Annotated in this window: 16 protein-coding genes; 10 read left to right on the forward strand and 6 right to left on the reverse strand. The window is 62.1% G+C overall.

Annotated features, from left to right (window positions below):
- Positions 1-3: 3 nt before the first annotated feature.
- Entirely contained in the window at positions 4-3,081 is a 3,078-nt protein-coding gene (gene fdnG, locus QCE79_RS29365; protein WP_244828694.1) for a formate dehydrogenase-N subunit alpha, read from the reverse strand.
- Between the two features lie 237 nt (positions 3,082-3,318).
- On the opposite strand from fdnG, the gene QCE79_RS29370 reads away from it, so the two are divergent.
- The 3 genes from QCE79_RS29370 to QCE79_RS29380 all read left to right on the forward strand — a co-directional run bounded on the left by QCE79_RS29370 (position 3,319) and on the right by QCE79_RS29380 (position 7,385).
- A complete protein-coding gene (locus QCE79_RS29370) occupies positions 3,319-4,686 on the forward strand; it encodes a YihY/virulence factor BrkB family protein (protein ID WP_309849945.1) in 1,368 nt (455 codons plus the stop codon).
- 343 nt (positions 4,687-5,029) lie between these two features.
- Positions 5,030-6,199, forward strand: coding sequence for a porin (locus QCE79_RS29375; RefSeq protein WP_244828696.1), 1,170 nt, complete (start codon positions 5,030-5,032; stop codon positions 6,197-6,199).
- 220 nt (positions 6,200-6,419) lie between these two features.
- Positions 6,420-7,385 carry a glycerophosphodiester phosphodiesterase family protein gene (locus QCE79_RS29380; protein ID WP_309849948.1) on the forward strand — a complete coding sequence of 322 codons (966 nt, stop codon included), beginning with the start codon at positions 6,420-6,422 and terminating at the stop codon, positions 7,383-7,385.
- Positions 7,386-7,400: 15 nt separating this feature from the next.
- Here QCE79_RS29380 and QCE79_RS29385 read toward each other — a convergent pair whose 3' ends face one another.
- Positions 7,401-8,270 (reverse strand): proteasome-type protease, encoded by an 870-nt coding sequence (locus QCE79_RS29385; protein WP_244828698.1) that lies wholly within the window; start codon positions 8,268-8,270, stop codon positions 7,401-7,403.
- A gap of 179 nt (positions 8,271-8,449) precedes the next feature.
- On the opposite strand from QCE79_RS29385, the gene QCE79_RS29390 reads away from it, so the two are divergent.
- Entirely contained in the window at positions 8,450-10,030 is a 1,581-nt protein-coding gene (locus QCE79_RS29390; protein ID WP_309849951.1) for an exonuclease domain-containing protein, read from the forward strand.
- Positions 10,031-10,075: 45 nt separating this feature from the next.
- Here the strand turns inward: QCE79_RS29390 and QCE79_RS29395 are convergent, their stop codons facing one another.
- Positions 10,076-10,819 carry an SDR family oxidoreductase gene (locus tag QCE79_RS29395; RefSeq protein ID WP_309849954.1) on the reverse strand — a complete coding sequence of 248 codons (744 nt, stop codon included), beginning with the start codon at positions 10,817-10,819 and terminating at the stop codon, positions 10,076-10,078.
- A 129-nt stretch (positions 10,820-10,948) separates the two neighbouring features.
- On the opposite strand from QCE79_RS29395, the gene QCE79_RS29400 reads away from it, so the two are divergent.
- Entirely contained in the window at positions 10,949-11,842 is an 894-nt protein-coding gene (locus tag QCE79_RS29400) for a LysR family transcriptional regulator (RefSeq protein ID WP_309849957.1), read from the forward strand.
- Positions 11,843-11,940: 98 nt separating this feature from the next.
- Here the strand turns inward: QCE79_RS29400 and QCE79_RS29405 are convergent, their stop codons facing one another.
- The 3 genes from QCE79_RS29405 to QCE79_RS29415 all read right to left on the reverse strand — a co-directional run bounded on the left by QCE79_RS29405 (position 11,941) and on the right by QCE79_RS29415 (position 15,719).
- Positions 11,941-12,429, reverse strand: a complete 489-nt coding sequence (locus QCE79_RS29405) for an HU family DNA-binding protein (protein WP_244828702.1) — start codon at positions 12,427-12,429, stop codon at positions 11,941-11,943.
- Positions 12,430-12,660: 231 nt separating this feature from the next.
- Positions 12,661-13,413, reverse strand: a complete 753-nt coding sequence (locus QCE79_RS29410; RefSeq protein ID WP_250509863.1) for an endonuclease/exonuclease/phosphatase family protein — start codon at positions 13,411-13,413, stop codon at positions 12,661-12,663.
- Positions 13,410-15,719 (reverse strand): VTT domain-containing protein, encoded by a 2,310-nt coding sequence (locus QCE79_RS29415; protein ID WP_309849962.1) that lies wholly within the window; start codon positions 15,717-15,719, stop codon positions 13,410-13,412. The genes QCE79_RS29410 and QCE79_RS29415 overlap by 4 nt, the downstream gene beginning before the upstream one ends.
- Positions 15,720-15,911: 192 nt before the next feature.
- Here QCE79_RS29415 and clcA point away from each other — a divergent pair, with 192 nt between their 5' ends.
- The 5 genes from clcA to QCE79_RS29440 all read left to right on the forward strand — a co-directional run bounded on the left by clcA (position 15,912) and on the right by QCE79_RS29440 (position 20,018).
- Positions 15,912-17,255, forward strand: a complete 1,344-nt coding sequence (gene clcA, locus QCE79_RS29420; RefSeq protein WP_309849964.1) for a H(+)/Cl(-) exchange transporter ClcA — start codon at positions 15,912-15,914, stop codon at positions 17,253-17,255.
- A 121-nt stretch (positions 17,256-17,376) separates the two neighbouring features.
- Positions 17,377-18,405 (forward strand): aldo/keto reductase, encoded by a 1,029-nt coding sequence (locus QCE79_RS29425; RefSeq protein ID WP_309849967.1) that lies wholly within the window; start codon positions 17,377-17,379, stop codon positions 18,403-18,405.
- A gap of 118 nt (positions 18,406-18,523) precedes the next feature.
- Positions 18,524-19,138, forward strand: a complete 615-nt coding sequence (locus QCE79_RS29430; protein WP_250466581.1) for a LysE family translocator — start codon at positions 18,524-18,526, stop codon at positions 19,136-19,138.
- 316 nt (positions 19,139-19,454) lie between these two features.
- The gene (locus QCE79_RS29435) at positions 19,455-19,625 is read left to right on the forward strand and encodes a hypothetical protein (protein WP_244828708.1); all 171 of its coding nucleotides are present in this window, start codon (positions 19,455-19,457) and stop codon (positions 19,623-19,625) included.
- 231 nt (positions 19,626-19,856) lie between these two features.
- Entirely contained in the window at positions 19,857-20,018 is a 162-nt protein-coding gene (locus tag QCE79_RS29440) for a DUF1328 domain-containing protein (RefSeq protein WP_035967564.1), read from the forward strand.
- The last annotated feature ends 71 nt before the right edge of the window (positions 20,019-20,089 follow it).

Genomic DNA, 20,089 nt, shown 5'->3' on the forward strand with positions numbered 1-20,089 from the left:
CCTTTAAGCCTTCTCGGCTTTTTCGACCTTCACGAGGAACGACTTGAACTCCGGTGTCTGCGAGTTCCCGTCGCCCACGGAAGGCGTCAGTGTGTTGACGAGATAGCCCGGCTGCGTGAGGCCCTTGAAGCCCCAATGCAGCGGCAGGCCGACGGTATGCACCTTCTTGCCCTCCACGTTCAATGGCTTAATGCGCTTGGTGACGAGCGCCACCGCGACGATATGCCCGCGATTGCTCGATACCTTCACGCGCTCGCCCGCCACGACGCCCACTTCCTTTGCGTGTTCCTCGCCGATTTCCACGAACTGCTGCGGCTGCACGATGGCGTTGAGCCGCGCGTGCTTGGTCCAGTAGTGGAAGTGCTCGGTCAGGCGATAGGTCGTTGCCGTGTCCGGGAACTTGTCGGCGGTGCCGAGCGCCGCGCGGTCATCCGGGAAGATGCGCGCGGCTGGATTGCTCACCACGGCCTTGTTGTCCGGGAAGAACGGGTTATAGCCGAGCGGCGTCTCGAACGGTTCGTAATGCACCGGGAACGGTCCTTCGTTCATGCCGTCGCGCGCGAAGAAACGCGCCACGCCCTCCGGATTCATGATGAACGGATTCATGCCGTTCTCCGGGGGCTCGTCGGCCTTGAAGTCGGGAATGTCCGGTCCGGTCCACGCCTTGCCGTTCCATGCGATCAGCTTGCGCGTCGGGTCGAAAGGCTTGCCGCTCACATCGCATGACGCGCGGTTGTAGAGCACACGGCGATTCGCCGGCCACGCCCACGCCCAGCCGAGCGTCTGACCGATGCCCGTCGGGTCCGAGTTGTCGCGCCGGCCCATCTGATTGCCAGCTTGCGTCCACGATCCGCAGAAGATCCAGCAACCGCTCGCCGTCGAGCCATCGTCACGCAAAAGCGCGAAGCTCGACAACTGCTCGCCCTTCTTCGCCAGCACCTTCGTCTTGTCGGTGGGATCGGCGACATCCGCGAGCGCGCGGCCGTTGAACTCCATCGCGATCTCTTCGGGCGTCGGACTTTCCGGGTCCGCGTAAGGCCAGGTCATGTTGAGGATAGGGTCGGGATACTTGCCGCCCTTCTCCTTATAGGCCTGCCGAATGCGCAGCCACAGCCCCGACATGATCTCCAGGTCGCTCTTCGCTTCGCCCGGAGCGACCGCGCCCTGCCAGTGCCATTGCAGCACGCGGCTCGAACTCACGAGCGAGCCGCGCTCTTCCGCGAAACACGTGGTCGGCAGACGGAAGACTTCAGTCTGAATCTTCGAGGCGTCGACATCGTTGAACTCGCCGTGGTTCTTCCAGAACTCGGAAGTCTCGGTGGCGAGCGGGTCCATGATGACGAGCCACTTCAGCTTCGACAGTCCGAGCCCGATCTTCGCCTTGTTCGGCGCGGCCGCGAGCGGATTGAAACCCTGCGCGATATAGCCGTTCATCTTGCCCTGCGCCATCAGCTCGAACACCTGGAGCATGTCGTAGGACTTGTCGAGCTTCGGCAGATAGTCGAAGCCGAAGTTGTTCTCGGCGGTCGCGTTGTCTCCCCACCAAGACTTCATGAAACTCACATGGAACGCGCGATAGTTCTTCCAGTAGCTCAACTGATTCGGCCGCAAAGGCTGCGTCGCGCGCTTCTTGATGAACTCGTCGAAGTCCTGCTCGCCTTCCATCGGCAAAGTCATATAGCCGGGCAGCAGATTCGACATCAGGCCGAGATCGGTCAGGCCTTGAATGTTCGAGTGCCCGCGCAGTGCGTTCATGCCTCCGCCCGCCATGCCGATGTTGCCAAGCAGAAGTTGCACCATCGCGCCGGTGCGGATCATCTGCGCGCCAACCGAGTGATGCGTCCAGCCGAGCGCATACAGAATGGTTCCCGCGCGATTCGGCGCGGCGGTCGTGGCAAGCATCTCGCAGACCTTGAGGAACTTGTCGGTCGGCGTGCCGCAGACCTTCGTCACCATCTCGGGCGTATAGGTCGAGAAATGCTGCTTGAGCAGGTTGTAGACACAGCGCGGATGCTGCAAGGTCGGATCGACCTTGACGAAGCCATCGTCGCCGCGTTCGTAGTCCCAGCTCGACTTGTCGTAGTTGCGCTTCTCGGCGTTATAGCCCGAGAACTCGCCGTCCTTGAACGCGAAGTCCTCGCGCACGATAAAGGACATGTCCGTGTAGTTGCGGACGTACTCGTGCTGAATCTTGTCGTTGGTGAGCAGGTAATTGATGATGCCGCCCAGGAACGCGATGTCGCTTCCCGTGCGAATCGGCGCATAGAAATCCGCCACCGATGCGGTGCGCGTAAAGCGCGGATCGACCACGATGAGACGCGTCTTGCGATGCGCCTTCGCCTCGGTCACCCACTTGAAACCGCACGGATGCGCCTCGGCTGCGTTGCCGCCCATTACCAGAATCACGTCCGCGTTCTTGATGTCGACCCAATGGTTCGTCATCGCTCCACGGCCAAACGTCGGGGCAAGACCTGCCACCGTCGGGCCATGTCAGACACGCGCCTGATTGTCGAATGCGAGCATGCCCAGGCTGCGGGCAGTTTTATGCGTCAGATAGCCGACTTCGTTGCTGCCCGCCGACGCCGCGAGCATGCCCGTGGTCAGCCAGCGATTCACCTTCTTGCCGTCCGCCGTGGTCTCGACGAAATTCGCGTCGCGATCTTCCTTCATCAGTTTGGCGATACGGTCGAGCGCGTCTTCCCACGAGATGCGCTTCCATTCGTCCGATCCCGGCGCGCGATACTCGGGATGCATGAGGCGGCTGGGACTATGAATGAAGTCGATGAGCGATGCACCCTTCGGGCACAGCGTGCCGCGATTGACGGGATGGTCGGGGTCGCCTTCGATATGGATGATGCTGGCCTTCGCATTCTTGGCGTTGTCGCCGAGGCCGTACATGAGGATGCCGCATCCGACTGAGCAGTACGGGCAGGTATTACGCGTTTCCGTGGTACGCGACAGCTTGTACTGACGAACTTCGGCGAGCGCAGGTGCCGGAGAGAAGCCTAGCGCCGCCAGGCTCGATCCGGCGAGCGTGCTCGCTGAGACCTTCAGGAACTGTCGCCGTGACATTTGCAGCATTTTAGTGCCTCGGCGTTTTGTAATGTGGGTGGCGAAATTATAGGGCGCGCTGTCCTATTTCGCTGGCGAACACGGCACTTTCGACTCGATGCGAAGCCTCGTTGTGGCGTTGCGCCGACGCGCGTTCAAGAGCCAAACGTTGCACCCAGTCACGTCGACTTACGGTTGGACTGGAATAGTTCCTGCTCTCCTTCGTTCGAGTTTGGTCAGTCCGTTCATCGTATCCAGAGGTCCGCCATGAGTTCCGTATCCACACAGAAGATCGAAGCCGTCGTCAAAAAGGACGCCTCCTGGGTGCTCGGCGCGCTCAAGAAATTTTCGGAGGATCGCTGCGCCGCGATGGCCGCGAGTATCGCCTTCTATTCCGCGTTTTCGCTCGCGCCGACGCTCGTCATGGTGATCGCCGTGGCCGGTTGGGTGTTTGGCGCCGAAGCCGCGCGCGGTCAGCTCTTTCATCAGGTCAACGGGCTGCTCGGCGATCAGGGCGCGGCGGGCGTGCAGAGTATTGTCGAGAATGCGCATCGCAGCGGCGGGACGGGCATCGCGGCGGTCATCTCGTTCGCGCTGCTCGCGATCGGGGCGTCGGCGACGTTTTCATCGCTCAATACGGCGCTCAACCTTGTATGGCCGCTCACGGGCGATCAGCGCTCGAGCGTCTTTGCGATGGTGCGCGTGCGGCTCATCTCGTTTGGACTCGTGCTCGGCGTGGCGTTTCTCCTGATCGTCTCGCTGGTGCTGGACACCGCGATCCAGGCCGTCGGCATGTGGCTCTGGGGCGACTCGCCGTTCGTGATCATCGGCGATATCGTTCAATTGGTCGCCGGTCTCGCCATTCTGACCGTCGCGTTCGGCGCGCTGCTCAAATTTCTCCCCGATGCCCCCGTGCAGTGGCGCGACGCGCTCGTCGGCGGGCTCGTCGCGGCGCTGTTGTTCTCGGCGGGCAAGAAACTGTTCGCGCTCTATTTGACGCACGCAGGCACGGCCAGCGCGTTCGGCGCGGCCGGATCGCTCGCGGTTCTGCTCATGTGGCTGTATTTTTCGGCGGCCGTGTTGTTGCTCGGCGCGGAGTTCTCGGCGGCGCGCGCGCGTCTGCACGATCCGCGCGGCGCGTGGGGCCAGCAAAACATGGGACGCGTGCCGCCGGGCAGCCGCGCCAAGATCGGTTCGATGCTCGCGGCTTCCACCCGCACGGGCATGCCTGCGGCGGCATCCGCATCGGCGGCGGCGACGGAGGCATCGAGCACAGCGCCAGTCGTATCGCCCGCCAGCGCTCGGAACGATGCGCCCGTGCCCGCGAGCGCCCGGCGTGCCATCGGCGCGCGCGCTCAACACACACAGTTGTTGACGGGACAGGCGCGCAAGAAGGTATCGGCGGTGGCGAAGGCGCTGGAGATATCGCGCAAGATCGCGCGCGTCGAGAGCACCGCGACGCGCGCCACGGCGATGGCCATGCTGGGTGCGGGCCGCAAGGCATCGACCGCCAATGCCGCAGTGAAGCGGCACCCGTGGCGCTCGGTGTTTTTCGCGGCAAGCGCGGGAATGGCAGTCGCGTTGCTCACACGCCGCGGCTCCGAGCATCGGGAAAACGACGACCTGCAAAGCTGATCCGCATTTCCTTTTCGCCTTCCACGAACGCCGCGCCTCTAGGGCGCGGCGTTTTTTGTTGCCTCGGTGAAAGGAAAATACCCGCTCGCGGCTGCGGTTTGTTAATCGGATTGATGGTAATCGCGCGCTATCGGAATATCCTAGAATTGAGCGCGGAACTAATTTCAAGATAGCCTGTCATCCGCAACCCGTTCAAAACAAACGGAAATCCCCCTTTTTGAGACCACGTTAGAAACTGTGTCTTTTACGAGACAGTAAATTTTTTTCGTTTCTTAAGATTCGAAACGTTGCGTTATTCTCTGCGCCGGCAACAACGATATTTAACAATCGCGTGGAGAATTCGATGAAACGATTCGCACTGACGTCCCTCTCGCTGGCGCTGCTCGGCGCAGCTGGCGCGGCACAGGCACAAACGAGCGTGACGCTGTATGGCGTGATCGACGCTGGTCTCGGTTATGTGAGCAACGCCAACGCAAATGGCGACCACCTGTACGGCATGATCAACGGCAATCTGTCCGGCGATCGCTGGGGCCTGAAGGGTCAAGAAGATCTGGGCGGCGGTCTGAAGGCGATTTTCCAGTTGGAAAGCGGCTTTGACATCGGCACCGGCCGTCTCGGCCAAGGTGGCCGCGAGTTCGGTCGTCAAGCATTCGTCGGTTTGTCGGGCAATCAGTGGGGTACGGTCACCCTGGGTCGCCAATACGATCCGCTGGTTGACATGGTCCAAGGCATCACGGCCGACAACTACTGGGGCGCAATCTTCGCAACGCCGGGCGACGTCGACAACTACGACAACTCGCTGCGCGTGAGCAACGCCGTCAAGTACGTTTCGCCGAACTACGCGGGCTTCCAGGTCGAAGGCCTGTACGGCTTCTCGGGTCTGGCAGGCGCAACGGGCCAAGGTCAAACCTGGTCGGGCGCTGCAACGTATAACAACGGTCCCCTGGCAGTCGCCGGCGGCTATTTCTACGCTAACAACCCGAACGCCGGCCGCATTCCGCCGACGGGCGCAAGCACGTGGAACAGCACGACGTCGGACGCACTGTTCGACGGCCCGATCAACAACGCATACGCATCGGCGCACGCAATCGGCATCGCTCGCGGCGCTGTTCAGTACACGATCGGCGCGTTCACGGTCGGCGGTTCGTACAGCAATGCACAGTTCAAGGCAGACGGTGGTTCGCGCTTCGGCTCGGAACACTTCAACGTCGGCAACGGTTTCGTGAACTTCCAGGCAACCCCGGCGCTGCTGCTCGGCGTGGGCTACACCTACACGAAGTCGGGCGGCGACACGTCGGCCAAGTACCACCAGGCCAGCCTGGGTGCGGACTACTCGCTGTCGAAGCGCACGGACTTCTACGCGGTTGCGGCTTACCAGCACGCAAGCGGCGATCAGCGCGACGGCACGACGGGCGGCATCAACTCGGCGCAAGCCTCGATCGGTTCCTACGGCTACGACAGCGGCAGCAGCCATCAGGAAATCGTCATCATCGGCGTGCGTCACAAGTTCTAAGAACAAGCGGATGGCCCGGTACGCGAGTACCGCGCCACACGATAGAGCAGCACACCTCGACAGCCACCGGTTTTCCGGTGGCTGTTTTTTCTTGTGCAAAGCCTTTGCCCCACACATCGAGCCAGCGTGAACCGCAACAAATTGTGCCGACGGGCTTCATCGACACGCGCGCATAAAGCACAATCGTTCGGATAACCAAGCATTCGGGGGAGATTCGTTCATGCTGTCGCGCCAACTCGCCGCTGTCTCGTGTTTCGCTTGGCTCATCCTGCTCGGCGCCTGCCGTTTCGCGCCTGTACCAGCCGCATCCGGCAACGCTTTGCCAATGATCGTCGCGCATCGCGGCGGCGCGGCGGACGCGCCTGAAAACACCCTGCTCGCCATTGAGACCGCGCTCGCGAATCACGCGGATGCGATCTGGCTCACCGTGCAACTCACGCGCGATGGCGTCCCGGTGCTCTATCGTCCGGCCGATCTCTCCGCAAACACAAATGGTACGGGCACGGTCGCCAGCCACGAATTCGCCGCGTTGCGAAGCCTGAACGCGGGCTGGAACTTCACGCAGACGGATGCGAACGGCGAGAAGCAGTATCCGTATCGCGCGCGGCCGTTGCCTATTCCCTCGCTCGCCGAGGCATTGCGGGCCATTCCATCGTCCACGACGGTCATACTCGACATGAAAGCGCTGCCCGCCGAAACGCAGGCAAGCGCCGTCGCCCGCGTGCTGAGCGAGGAAAGCGCGTGGCCGCGCGTGCTGATCTATTCGACGGATGCCGCCTACCAGGCGGCGTTTGCGCCTTATCGCGAAGCGCGTCTTTTCGAATCGCGCGATGCGACGCGTGAGCGCCTGGCGCAAGTCGCGCTGGAGCACGAGTGCCGAAAGCCGCCGCCCGAAGGCACATGGACGGCGTTCGAATACAGGAGAAAGATGGAACTGGTCGAGACGTTCACGCTTGGCGAAGCGCGCTCCGCCGTGGATGCGCGACTCTGGACGCCGCCGGCGGTCAGTTGCTTCAAGACGAACGGCAACGTGCGGATTCTGGCGATCGGGGTCGACCAGGCGGAGGATTATCGCGCCGCCGCGTGTCTTGGAATGGACGCCGTGCTGGCCGATTCGCCGCGCCGGGCATACGCAAGCAAGACAAGCCTTGCCGAGCCGCTGCAGTGCCCTGCAAACGCGCCCTGAAGGATTCTTGAAGGTCTACTGCTGCGGCGCGTTGCCGTTTGAATCCACGTCCTCGGCGAGCGTCTGCGCCGGCGCTTCACCAGAACTTGGCAGATCGCCGATGACGAGCCGCGGCACGATCGTGCGCGACTCGCGCGGACGCAGCGGCACGTTGGCCAGATCGGTCCACGAAGGGTTCGGAATCTCGCCGAAAATCTGCCGCAGGCGCTCGCCCCACGTGCGGTGGATCATCTGGTAATACGCGCTGTCGTTGTCGAGCGAGGCGAAACGCGTCACGCGCAACGCGTCTTTCTCGTAGACCAGCAAGTCGAGCGGCAAGCCCACCGAGAGATTCGAACGCAGCGTCGAATCCATGGAGATAAGCGCGCATTTCGCGACTTCGTCGAGATCCGTGGACGGCGTAATGACGCGGTCGATGATCGGCTTGCCGTATTTCGACTCGCCAATCTGAAAATAAGGCGAAACGCGCGTCGATTCTATGAAGTTACCCGCTGCATAAACCATGAAAAGGCGCGGCGGCTGGCCGTGTATCTGACCGCCGAGAATGAAGCTGCAGTTGAAATCGACGCTGAATTCCGCGAGCGAAAGCGCGTCGCGCCGATGCACTTCGCGCACCGCGTCGCCGACGATGCGCGCGGCTTCCGCCATGGTGGCGACGCTATAAAGCGTGGGCGCGTCCGGGTCCGCGGGTTCGGCGAGCATGTGCGTCACCGCTTGCGTGAGCGCGAGGTTACCGGCCGCAAGCAGCACGATCACCCGGTCTCCCGGCTGTTCGAAAACAGTCATTTTGCGGGCGGCGCTTACGTGGTCCACACCGGCATTCGTGCGCGTATCGGAAAGGAACACGAGGCCCTCGTCCACACACATACCCACGCAATAAGTCATGTCGATCAATCCTGAAGCCAAACAAAACGCTATTGTACTGACGCTGCCCGCGCATCGCATTCGCGCTGCGTTTTTTCGCTGAATCGCATAAATGCGGCAGTAAAGGCATTAAACTGATTAACGGCACTTATCCGCGCTGCTTGAGAGCGTCACCAGCGCGGACTTCCAGCACCTTATTCATGCACGATCTCACGGACGACCTCGATGAATTCGCAGCGGACACGCTGCTCGCAGGCCTCGCGCGTCCCATCGTGTTCGTCGACCTGGAAACCACCGGCAGCAATCCGACGGTGGATCGCATCACCGAAATCGGCGTCATAGAAGTGAGCAAGGCGGGCATCGAACGCTATAGCGTGCTCGTCGATCCGGGCATGCCGGTGCCCCCGTTCATCTCGCGTCTGACGGGCATCGAGGACAGCATGGTGCGCGGTCAGCCCACTTTCGAATCGCTCGCGCAGGCGCTTGCCGAGCGTCTCCAGGGCAAGCTTTTCGTCGCGCATAACGCGCGCTTCGACTACGGCTTCCTCAAGAACGAGTTCCGTCGCGCGGGCATTGCGTTTCGCGCGGATACGCTGTGCACGGTGCGCTTGTCGCGCTCGCTCTTTCCATCGGTCGAACGTCATGGGCTCGATGCGCTCATCGCGCGCTTCAATCTCGCGCCTGAAGGACGCCACCGCGCGCTCGCCGATGCCGACCTCCTCTGGCAGTTCTGGCAAAAGATTCACGCGCTCTATTCGCAAGAACTCGTCGATGCCGCCGTGAAAGCGCTCGTCAGGCGCGCGAGTCTGCCCGCCGCGTTGCCCGAGGGCGCGCTCGACGCGTTGCCTGCCACGCCCGGCGTCTATCTCTTCCACGGCGCGGACGACATTACGCTCTACGTCGGCAAGAGCGTGAATCTGAAGCAGCGTGTGAGCGCGCATTTCGCAGGGGATCATCGGTTGGCGAAGGATTTGTCGATATCGCAGGCCATCCGCAAAATCGAATACCGCGAGACCGTGGGCGAACTCGGCGCGCTGTTGCTCGAAGCGAAGCTCGTGAAGGACTTGCAGCCGCTGCATAACCGGCTGCTCAAGCGCGCGTCGGCGGCGTGCGCGTGGCAATGGCTGCCGGGCGCGCCTGCGCCCGTGCTGCTGCGCGCGAGCAAGCGCGATCTGTCGCGCGAGGCGCATCTCTTCGGCGTGTTCGAATCGCGCGCGAAGGCGCATGCGTATCTGCGCCATCTCGCCGATGAACATCGACTCTGCCACGCCACGCTCGGCCTGGAAAAAGCGGGACCGGCGCGCGGTTGCTTCGGCTATCAGGTGAAGCGCTGTCTCGGTTCATGCGCGGGCGCGGAGCCGTTCGCGGACCATGCGGCGCGTGCGCTCGAAGCGCTCGGCAATGCGCGCCTCGTGCGCTGGCCGCATGAAGGCGCCATCGCGATCAGCGAGCGCGATGCATCGACGAATCGCGAGGCGTGGCATGTCATCGATCGATGGTGCTATCTCGGCACATGCGCCGCGCGCGATGAAATTGCATCGTTGCTTGCCAGTGCGCCGGAGATACGTCCGTTCGACCCGGATGTGTACGCGCTGATCGCGAAACGCCTGTCGTCCGGTCAGTTCGAATGGATCGCGTGCGATGCGCGACCTGCGTTCCGTCTCGTCGCGCAGATCGCGCAAATCGTGGCGGCGCCGATGAAGACGCCGGCGCCGACCCAAACGAAGACGAAGCGCATGAAGACGCGTTACGTCGAAGATCAATTCGCATTGAGTTTCTGACGCGAAGACGGCGCCCTAACGACACGGCGCGATCGAGCGCCCAACTCAAGCCAACCCGCCGTTCGCCCGCAATACTTGCGCGTTGACCCATCCCGCATCCTTGCCGACGAGAAACGCAACCACCGACGCGATATCTTCCGACTGGCCGAGCCGCTCAAGCGGCGGCATCTTCGAAAAGTTCGCGATCTGTTCGTCGGTCTTGCCATCGAGAAAGAGCGAAGTCGCAACCGGCCCCGGCGCCACCGCATTCACGGTAATGCTTCGTCCGCGCAACTCCTTCGCGAAGACATGCGTGAACGCTTCGACGGCCGCTTTCGTGGCGTTGTAAATGGCGTATCCCGGCATGTTGAGCGCGAGCGTCGTGCTCGAAAAATTGACGATACGCCCGCCTTCGTTCAAACGCTTCGCCGCCTCGCGCAGCGTGTTGAACGTGCCGCGCACATTGATGTTGAAAGTCTGGTCGTAGAGCGCGTCGCTCGTGTCGGCGAGCGGCGTGGCCTTGAGCACGCCTGCGTTGTTGATGAGCGCATCGACGGAGCCGAGTTGCGCTTCGACCGCATCGAACATGCGTCGCACGTCGTCGGCGCTAGCCACGTCCGCCTTTACCGCGAGCGCGCGGCTTCCCGCGGCTTCCAGTTCCGCGACGAGCGCGTCCGCTTCCTTCGCGCTCGATGCATAGTTCACCGCCACCGCAAAGCCTTCCTTCGCGAGACGTCTCGCAATCTGCGCGCCAATTCCGCGCGATGCGCCCGTGACGATGGCAACCTTGTTCGTGTGCGATTGATTCATGGTTTGCTCCTCATGTTCGTTAATCGATGAGCGCCATGATGGATCATTTCGTTTTCGCGATCATCGCTTGCGGATTAGTATCATCGTTCCAGTTGCCTCAACAATCTCAGACCTCGAACTTCAGCCGACATGGACCGCTTTCAGGAAATGCAGGTGTTCGTGCGCATTGCCGAGCGCCACAGCTTCACGCAAGCCGCCGACGACTTGCAGATGCCGCGCGCAACCGTCACCAATCTGATGAAGCGCCTGGAAGAACGGCTCGGTGCGCGCCTGCTCGAACGCACGACACGCACCGTGCGCCTCACGCCCGATGGCGACGCGCATTATCGCCGTTGCGTGCGGCTCATCGCGGACATGGAGGAAGCGGAAGGTTCGTTCAGGCATGCGGAGCCAAAGGGCTTGCTGCGCGTCAACCTGCAAGGAACGCTTGCACGCCATTTCATCGTGCCTGGGTTGCCGGCGTTTCTCGAACGCTATCCGCAGATCGAACTGCATGTAGGCGAAGACGACCGCTTCGTCGATCTCGTGCGTGAAGGCGTGGATTGCGTGTTGCGCGCGGGCACTCTGCAGGACTCGTCGATGATCGCAAAACGCGTCGCCACGCTCGAACAAGTGACGGTGGCGAGCCCCATTTATCTCGCGCGAATGGGCACGCCGGAAAATATCGATTCGCTTGCGGCGCATCGCGCGGTGAATTATGTATCGAGTGCGAGCGGGCGCAACGTTGCCCTTGAATTCGAAATAGCCGACGGCGTGCAAAGCATAGAACTGCCGGGCGCGATTTCCGTTACCGGCGTCGAGCTATATACGCAAGCTGCGCTCGCGGGACTCGGTATTGTGCAAGTGCCGCGTTATCGCATAGAAAGCGAACTCGCCGATGGCAGGCTGCAATGCGTGTTACCTGATTTGATCGTTCCGCCCATGCCGGTATCGCTGCTTTATCCGCATGCGCGGCAGCTTTCAGCGCGCGTACGGGTTTTCGTGGACTGGTTGAGCGATATCTTTGCGAAAGCCGACGTTTGAAATCAAAGCACGAGAGGCCAACGTCCTCGATTAAAAGGAACGCTGGCCTCTCGATTCCCGATCACCGAAAATCAGGCAATCAGTTCAGGCTTTAAACCTTACGCTGCGGCATCCTTCAGCTTCTTCAACGCGCGCGCCTTGATGCGAACGCTTGCGGGCTTGGCCGGGAACCAGCGCTCCGTGCCCGTGAACGGGTCCTTGCCGAAGCGCTTCTTCTTCGCGGCAACGGTTTGCGCCGTGATCTTCAGAAGACCGGAGAGCGTGAACTCGCCTGCGCCCTTCTTATGGATGGACCCAAGGATGGTGTCTTCCAGCGCGACCAGCACGGCCTTGACCGCCTTCACATCCACGGCTGCACGCTCGGACAGATGCGTTGCAAGCGATGCCTTGGTGAAGGTGTCCTTGATCGGAGCCAGCGCGCCAGTGGTCTTCTTGGCGGCGACTGCCTTCTTGGCAACGACGGCCTTCTTGGCGGGTACTTTCTTCGCGGCAACCTTCGATGCTGCTTTCTTAGCCGGTGCGGCGGTCTTTACCGTGGCCTTTTTGGCCGTGGCTTTCTTGGCAGCGGTTTTTGCGGAAGTCGGCATGTTTCTCCTACCTGTGTTTTTGGTCAGTGATATCGGAATACGTTCGCGGTAATGCGTTCGTATCAGGCCGGATTCTACATACGCCAAGCGAGTTCGTGCGAGTCTTTTGCGTTTTTATATCGCTTTTCTAGGGCTTTTTCGTGGCGTCGCGCTGACATGCGAGTCGACGATCGAGTGATGAGCATCGAATCGATGCTTATGCGTCGAGTTGAAAGGCTCATGAAGAGCCAGTCATGAACGATGCGCGATATGCGCAATGAGCGGATAGTGATCCGATGCAACCCGCGACAAGCGCGTGCGATGCACGTTCACGCTCATCAGACGTTCACCGGGATGCACCCAGATGCGATCGAGCGCGAAGAGCGGATAGCGCGTCGGAAACGTGCGCAGCGCACTCGCGCGATGGAAGTGCGTAACGAGCCGGCGCAAGGTGCGGCCATGAACGAACCATTCGTTCAGGTCGCCGAGAAGGATCACGGGCAAGGCAGGTGTATCGAATTTTTGCAGCACTTGTTCGACCTGCATGCGACGTTCGCTCGATGCAAGCCCGAGATGCGTCGCGACCACGCGCCACACTTCACCGCCACAGTCGATGTCGGCATCGAGCGCGCCACGCGGTTCGCGGCTTCTGAACGAAAGATCGAGCGTGCGCACGGCCTGCACCGGATAGCGCGTAAGGACCGCGTTGCCATAACGGCGTGCGGGTGTATCGAGCGTCGGGCCCGCGACCGCGTGCAGACCCGTCATGCGCTGCAGCACTTCGAGTACATCGGGCGATGCACTGCCGCCGAGCGGCACTTCCTGCAGCGCGAAGATATCGGCATCGATCTCGTTGAGCACTTCGCCGATACGCTCCGGCGCGAAACGTCCGTCGATGCCAACCGCACCATGCAGGTTGTAAGTCGCGATACGCAATTCTCTCGCGCGCGCCGCGTGCTTCGATTGATTGCCGATATCCATTCCCGCTTCGTGCATCATCGTCATGGGTTGACCTCGTCATGGCGTGCGGGCGCGCCCTTGTTCGCGCCGTTGCTTGCGGCATGGCCGGTTTCGCGCGGCATCGCACCGCTTTCGCGCAGACGGCTCGCGCGTTGCGCCTCGTCGCTGGCGCGCGGTTTGTCGGCATCGCTCGGTGCGCCTTCGTGGACTTTTTCTTCTTCGCCACTTCCGAGGAAGCGTTGCAACAGCAGCGACACGCCGAGTAACGCCGCGCCAATGCCGATCAGCACCGCGAACGAGCCGACCGTCGGATGCCGGAACGACGCCATTAGTTGATGCGCGAACGCCACTGTCAGAACGATGCCCGGTCCCATGCCGAGCGCCGTGCCGATCATGAAGTCGCGCATGCGGATATGCGAGGCGCCCGCCACGAGATTGACGATGGCAAACGGCGCCACCGGCAGCAACCGCAACACAACGACCGCTACGATGCCGCGCTTCGCCACGCGTTCGGATAGCCGGTTGACGCGCGCGCCCGCGACTTTGCGCACGGCATCGCGCCCAAGCCAGTTGCCGAGCGAATAGGTGATCGCCGCCGCTGCCAGCGTGCCGGCGAACGCATAGACGCCGCCCCATAGACCGCCGAACACGATGCCCGTCGTCGCGATCAGTAACGTCACCGGCACCGAGAGCACGGCGGCGGCCACGTAGCACACGATGATCAACAGCGGCGCGAACGGCAGTGCTTCGATGTGGCGTGTGGCGTTGGTCAACGACTTCAGATTGGCGTAGTCGCCAAGCGGCGTCCAGTGCCAAAGCGCGGCCACGCCGACCACCATCAGCACGAGCACGCCGAGAAGCGCGAAGCGGCCGATCAGCGGACGCGTCCTTTCCTTGGGCAGGAATTGATCGACGAGCTGATCGGCGGCGATAGGCGTTTCAGGGTCGATCAGCGCATCGGGCGGAATGAGCTGATCCAGTTCCGCCGATACTTCCGGGTCGAGCGCAATCAACGTGCGATGTTCATCGCGATTGCGTTGCAACGCTTCGATCGCGGCATTGAGGCCGCCACGTGCATCGCGCTCGCGCACGACATCCGCGACTTCGCAACCGAGATGTTCCGCGAGCAGCGTATCGCGCATCTTCGCAATCGCGCGGCGAATGCGCTGATCGGCGCCGGCGTCGATGGATACGTTGCATTCGCTGTCGAGCACCATCGAGCGATTGTTCAGATTCGCGGAGCCGACGATCAACAATTCGTCATCGACGATCATCAGTTTGCTGTGCACGTTGACGATCTGCTCGCCGAGATTGGGCACATCCGGGCTCAGCAGACGATATCGCCCATGCCGGTCCGCGCTTTTCAAGAGCGTGTTGAGCCGCGCGCGCAACACGCCCATCGTCACCTCCTGCAGCCAGCCGCTCTGATTGCGCGGCACCACGATAGCCACGTCCGGCCCGTCCTCGCGCGCGAGCGTCTCCGAGAGCGCCGCGCCTATGGAACCCGACGTGAAGTACTGGTTCTCGATATAGATCGAGCGGCGCGCCCTCGCGATGGCATCGAGATATTGCGTGCGAATCTGCTGCACGGGCTGACGTCCGCCGTAAGCAGGCTCGGTGAGCGAGATGGCGATCCGCACATCGTCGATATCGACCGCGCGCGCGGGTGGCCACGGATCGCTGTCGGCGGCCGCGCGATGTGCGCGTATCGCGAGCCGTCTGCCGCACGCGCGCGCCCAGCGTTCGCGCGCCAGGATACCCATTTCGCGCGCGGCATCGCCATCGAACATGGTGTGGACATCGTGGAAAGGCTGATAAGGCGCACCGTTCGCATCGCGGCGCAGCGCATCGTCGGGTGCATGCGCGGTCGTGTCCCAGCGCGAACGCGTGAGATCGAGACCGCCGACGAACGCGAGCTTGTCGTCGATCACGACGACCTTCTGATGTTGCGATCCGCCCATCGGATGCTTGCCGTCCATCTGAAACGCGATACGCCGATGCGTGCGCCAGCCCATCTTGTAGACCGGCAGCCATTCGCGTTCGAACGCATACAGCATGGCGAAATCCCACGCGAGGATGTAGATGCGCAAACGGCGCTTGTTCGCCGCGATCTCATGCAGGAAGTCGCCGAGCGCAGCTGGGAAACCATCGTCCGCACCTTCCGGCGTGAGCTGCATGCGGCTGTCGATATCCCAACCGAGGATGAACACGGTGCGCTCCGCGCGCGTGATCGCTTCGCGCAGCACGCGAAAATAATCCGCACCGTCTATCAGCAGGCTGAAACGATCCGCATGGCGCACGTTCGCGCAATTGCGGTCCGGCTCGAAGAAAGGGGCATCGACGTGCGTCATGCGTTATGCAGCTTCGTCAGACGTCGTGCGTTCGTGGGTGAGACTCATGCCGGTTTCTCCGTGATGGTTTCGCTCGCCGCGCCAAATTCAAGCGCGGCATTTGCATCGAGTCTAAGTTTGCAAGTGCCGTGCCCGCGATGCCGCCGCGTTCGGTGCTACGCTTGGCGCGCATCCTTCAAACGAACGAGCGCCATGACCGACTACAAGCCCGAAGCCGAAGTCGAAGCAGACTCGCCACGCGGACTCATTCCGCTCGCCGTAGCCGCGGTCATCGTCGGGGCGGCGAGTGGCGCACTCGGTGCGTTATTCCGCTTTTCGCTCGAACGCGCCGATGCGCTGCGCTACGCGCTCGTTGCATGGGCGCATTCGGGGCATGGCGCGGCAAGCATTGTCGTGGTGCTTGCGGCGGCTTTCGCCGCTGCGTTGGCGGCATGGCTCGTCGCGCGCTTCTCGCCCGAAGCAAGCGGCAGCGGCATTCCCCATGTCGAGGCAGTCTTGCATGGCAAGGCGCCGCCCGCTTCGCTCATCCTCATCCCGGTCAAGTTCGTGGGCGGCGTGCTCGCCATCGGTGCAGGACTCGCGCTCGGACGCGAAGGACCGACGGTGCAGATGGGCGCGAGCATCGCGCATCGCATCGGCACCTTGCTTGGACGCAGCGCAACCGATCGCGGCGTCTTGCTCGCGGCCGGCGCGGGCGCGGGGCTCGCCACCGCGTTCAATGCGCCCATTGCGGGCGCGGTGTTCGTGCTCGAAGAACTGATGCGCCGCTTCGATACGCGCACCGCCGTGGCCGCGCTCGGCGCATCGGCAAGTGCGATTGCCATGGCGCGTCTCATGCACGGCGATCTGCCCGACTTCCATCTGCCCGCCCAGCCGTTTCCAGGCTTCGGCATGACGGCCGCGCATCTCGTGCTCGGCGTGGCGCTCGGCCTGTTGGGCACCGCTTATTCACGCACGATTCTCTGGACACTCGACGCATCCGACTGGCTCACGCGTCATCCGTTGATTGCATCGCCGACGCGCAGAGCCTTCGCGCGCGCGGCGGTCATCGGCGCGGCGGTCGGTTTGCTCGCGTGGTTCGCGCCCGATCTGGCGGGCGGCGGCGATGTCCTCACGCAACGTGCGCTGGTGGGCGCGGGCAGCATCGCGGGTGTCACGGCCATTCTTGCGCTGCGCTTCGTGCTCGGCTCGGTATCGTATGCGGCCGGCACGCCGGGCGGTCTCTTCGCGCCCATGCTCGTGCTCGGCGCGCAGACGGGTTGCGTGTTCGGCCGCATCTGCTTCGACTGGTTCCCCGGGATGTCCGCATCCACCGGCGATATCGGCACCTTCGCGGCGGTCGGCATGGCCGCGTTCTTCGCGGCAGTCGTGCGTTCGCCGATGACGGGTATCGTGCTCGTCACCGAAATGACCGCAAGCTTCACGCTGCTCCTGCCGATGCTTACCGCGTGCTTCACCGCCATGCTCGTGCCCATGCTGCTGCGCTGTCCGCCCATATACGATTCGCTCGGCGAGCGCGCGGCAAAACGGCGTTAGCCTCGCGAAAGCGCACGGCGGCAGTCTCAGCGCATACGTGCGCATTGCGGTAGTCTCGACGATCCCCCTTCCGCGATGCATGCGGCAGGACAGACCGACAACCGAATGAGGACACGCAACAATGGAATATCGACATCTAGGCGCTTCGGGCTTCAAGGTACCCGTGCTGAGTTTCGGCACGGGCACGTTCGGCGGCAAGGGCGAGTTCTTTCAGGCCTGGGGCGAAACCGACGTCAGCGAAGCGCAGCGGCTCGTCGACATTTGCCTCGACGCGGGCGTGACCATGTTCGACACCGCCGACATCTATTCGGGCGGCTCGTCGGAAGCCATCCTCGGCGAAGCGCTCAAGGGCCGGCGCGACAAAGTCATCGTCTCGACCAAGGCGACCTTTCGCTTCGATAAAGACGAGCCGAACAACGTGGGCTCGTCGCGCTTCCATCTCATCCAAGCCGTGAACGATGCATTGAAGCGCTTGCAGACGGACTACATCGACATCTTCCAGCTACATGGTTTCGATGCGAAAACGCCCGTCGAGGAAACGCTCTCCACGCTCGACGATCTCGTGCGCGCGGGCAAGATCCGCTATACCGGCGTGTCGAATTTCTCGGGCTGGCATCTGCAGAAGTCGCTGGATGTCGCGGACCGTTACGGCTATCCGCGCTATGTCGCCAATCAGACCTACTACTCGCTGATCGGGCGCGACTACGAATGGGAACTGATGCCGCTCGGTATCGATCAAGGCGTGGGCGCGGTGGTGTGGAGTCCGCTCGGCTGGGGGCGTCTCACGGGCAAGATCAGGCGCGGTCAGCCGCTGCCCGCGTCGAGCCGTTTGCACAAGACCGCCGACATGGGGCCGCCGGTGCCGGAAGAACATCTGTATCGCGTGATCGACGCGCTCGACGCCATCGCCGAGGAAACCGGCAAGACCATTCCGCAAATCGCGCTGAACTGGCTGCTGCAAAGACCGACGGTGGCGACCGTATTGGTCGGCGCGCGCAATGAAGAACAGTTGCGCCAGAACCTCGGTGCGGTCGGCTGGAACCTCACGGCGGAACAGGTGAAGAAGCTCGACGAAGCGAGCATGGTGAAGCCGCCGTATCCGTACTGGCATCAGCAAGGATTTGCGGAGCGCAATCCGTTTCCTGTCTGATAGCTCTCATTGAAGGCGCTCGTACCGTACCGGAAAGCCTCTGACGTTTTGTACCGGTACTGTACTGCCGTCTTTCCCTACACTTGGTGCAATAGATTTTTTGTTTGCGAACTGCACCATGCCAATCGACTTCCTGAACGCCTTGCCCGCCGCTGCCCTCTTCGTGATGGTGACGAGCATCACGCCCGGTCCCAACAACACCATGCTGCTCGCGTCGGGCGTCAACTTCGGCCTGAAGCGCACGGTGCCGCATGTACTCGGCATCAGCGCGGGCGTCGCGCTCCTGATGCTTGCAGTGGGGCTCGGGCTTGCGCAAGCCTTCGAGCGGCTGCCGTGGCTCTATACGGTGCTCGAAACCGCAAGCGTGGTCTATCTGCTGTATCTGGCGTGGAAGATCGGAACGTCGTCGTCCGTGCAGATGCGCGACGGCGAGCGCCGCCCCATGCGCTTTTACGAAGCCGTCGCGTTTCAATGGGTCAATCCCAAAGCGTGGATGATGGTCCTCACCGCCGCGACGACCATCCATCTGCATTCGAGTCTCTCGCTCAATGCCGGGCTGATGGCGCTCCTGTTCGTCGTGATCGGCATGCCGTGCATCGTGGCGTGGGCGGCTTTCGGCATGTCGTTGCGGCGCTTCCTTTCAAGACCGCGCTGGTTGCGCGCGTTCAACATCACCATGGCCGTGCTGCTCGTGTGCTCGCTGTATCCCATCGTCGCGCATTTCTTCGCCTGAGATTTGCTTTTCGAGCGCGGCGCTAAACATCCGATGATCTTTTAATTGCCTCTTTGCCGCGCCGCCGGACCGGTGCATACTGATCCGACGCGCCGGCCGCGCAATTCTTGCCGTCCCCCTTGCAAGTTTGGGACTGCGTCTTTTCCCGGTGGTCGACATCGGTCGACATCGACCCATTGCCGTTTCGAGCGATCGCGCATTCACCCTTAAGCGATTCGTTAAGGCGGCTCTTGCCGGCGTGCACGTGCCTCGACTGGCACCGTTCACTCGCGCCAATTCCCGGCGCGGCTTCGAAATCCGTTCAAGGAGTTATGCCATGTCTGGAGCCAACCGCCCATCCGGTCCCGCCACGCGTAAATCTCTCGACCTGGCCGATCAGATCGAGCGCGACGAAATGGAGAACAACCTGCCGGATGCGCTAAACGAAGTCGACGACGAAGACGATCTCCAAGACGAAGCCGATTCCAATCGCGCGCCAGGCAGCTAGAGCGCATCGACATTTCACATATGGAAGCGCGTTACTCGACGCCGCGAGCAGTGCTCGCGGCGTTGTTGCATTTACACGCAGACATGGTCTTAGGCACATTGGTTGCTCAGGTCCTCGTGCCGCGTCGAACATTGAACAAAAGCGCGGCATGAACCGATGAGCGATGGCGGCGACGATGTCAGTCCGCATGCGAATCAAAAACCAACCAATCGTGTCCCCGTGGGAGGCTTCATGCTCCGTTACGCTGTCATTTTTTTCATCATTGCGCTCATCGCGGCTTTCTTCGGCTTCGGCGGGATCGCAACGGGCGCGGCGGAAATCGCCAAGATCCTGTTCTTCATCTTTATCGTGATCTTCCTCGCTACGCTCTTGCTCGGCGTGTTCAGGCGATGACGAAAGCGTGAGCCCAAACGAAAACGCGCGGATCTTCGGACCGCGCGTTTTTGTTTCCGGCTTTGCTTTTT

The organism is Caballeronia sp. LZ003 (genome assembly GCF_031451465.1).
Classification (GTDB): Bacteria; Pseudomonadota; Gammaproteobacteria; order Burkholderiales; family Burkholderiaceae; genus Caballeronia.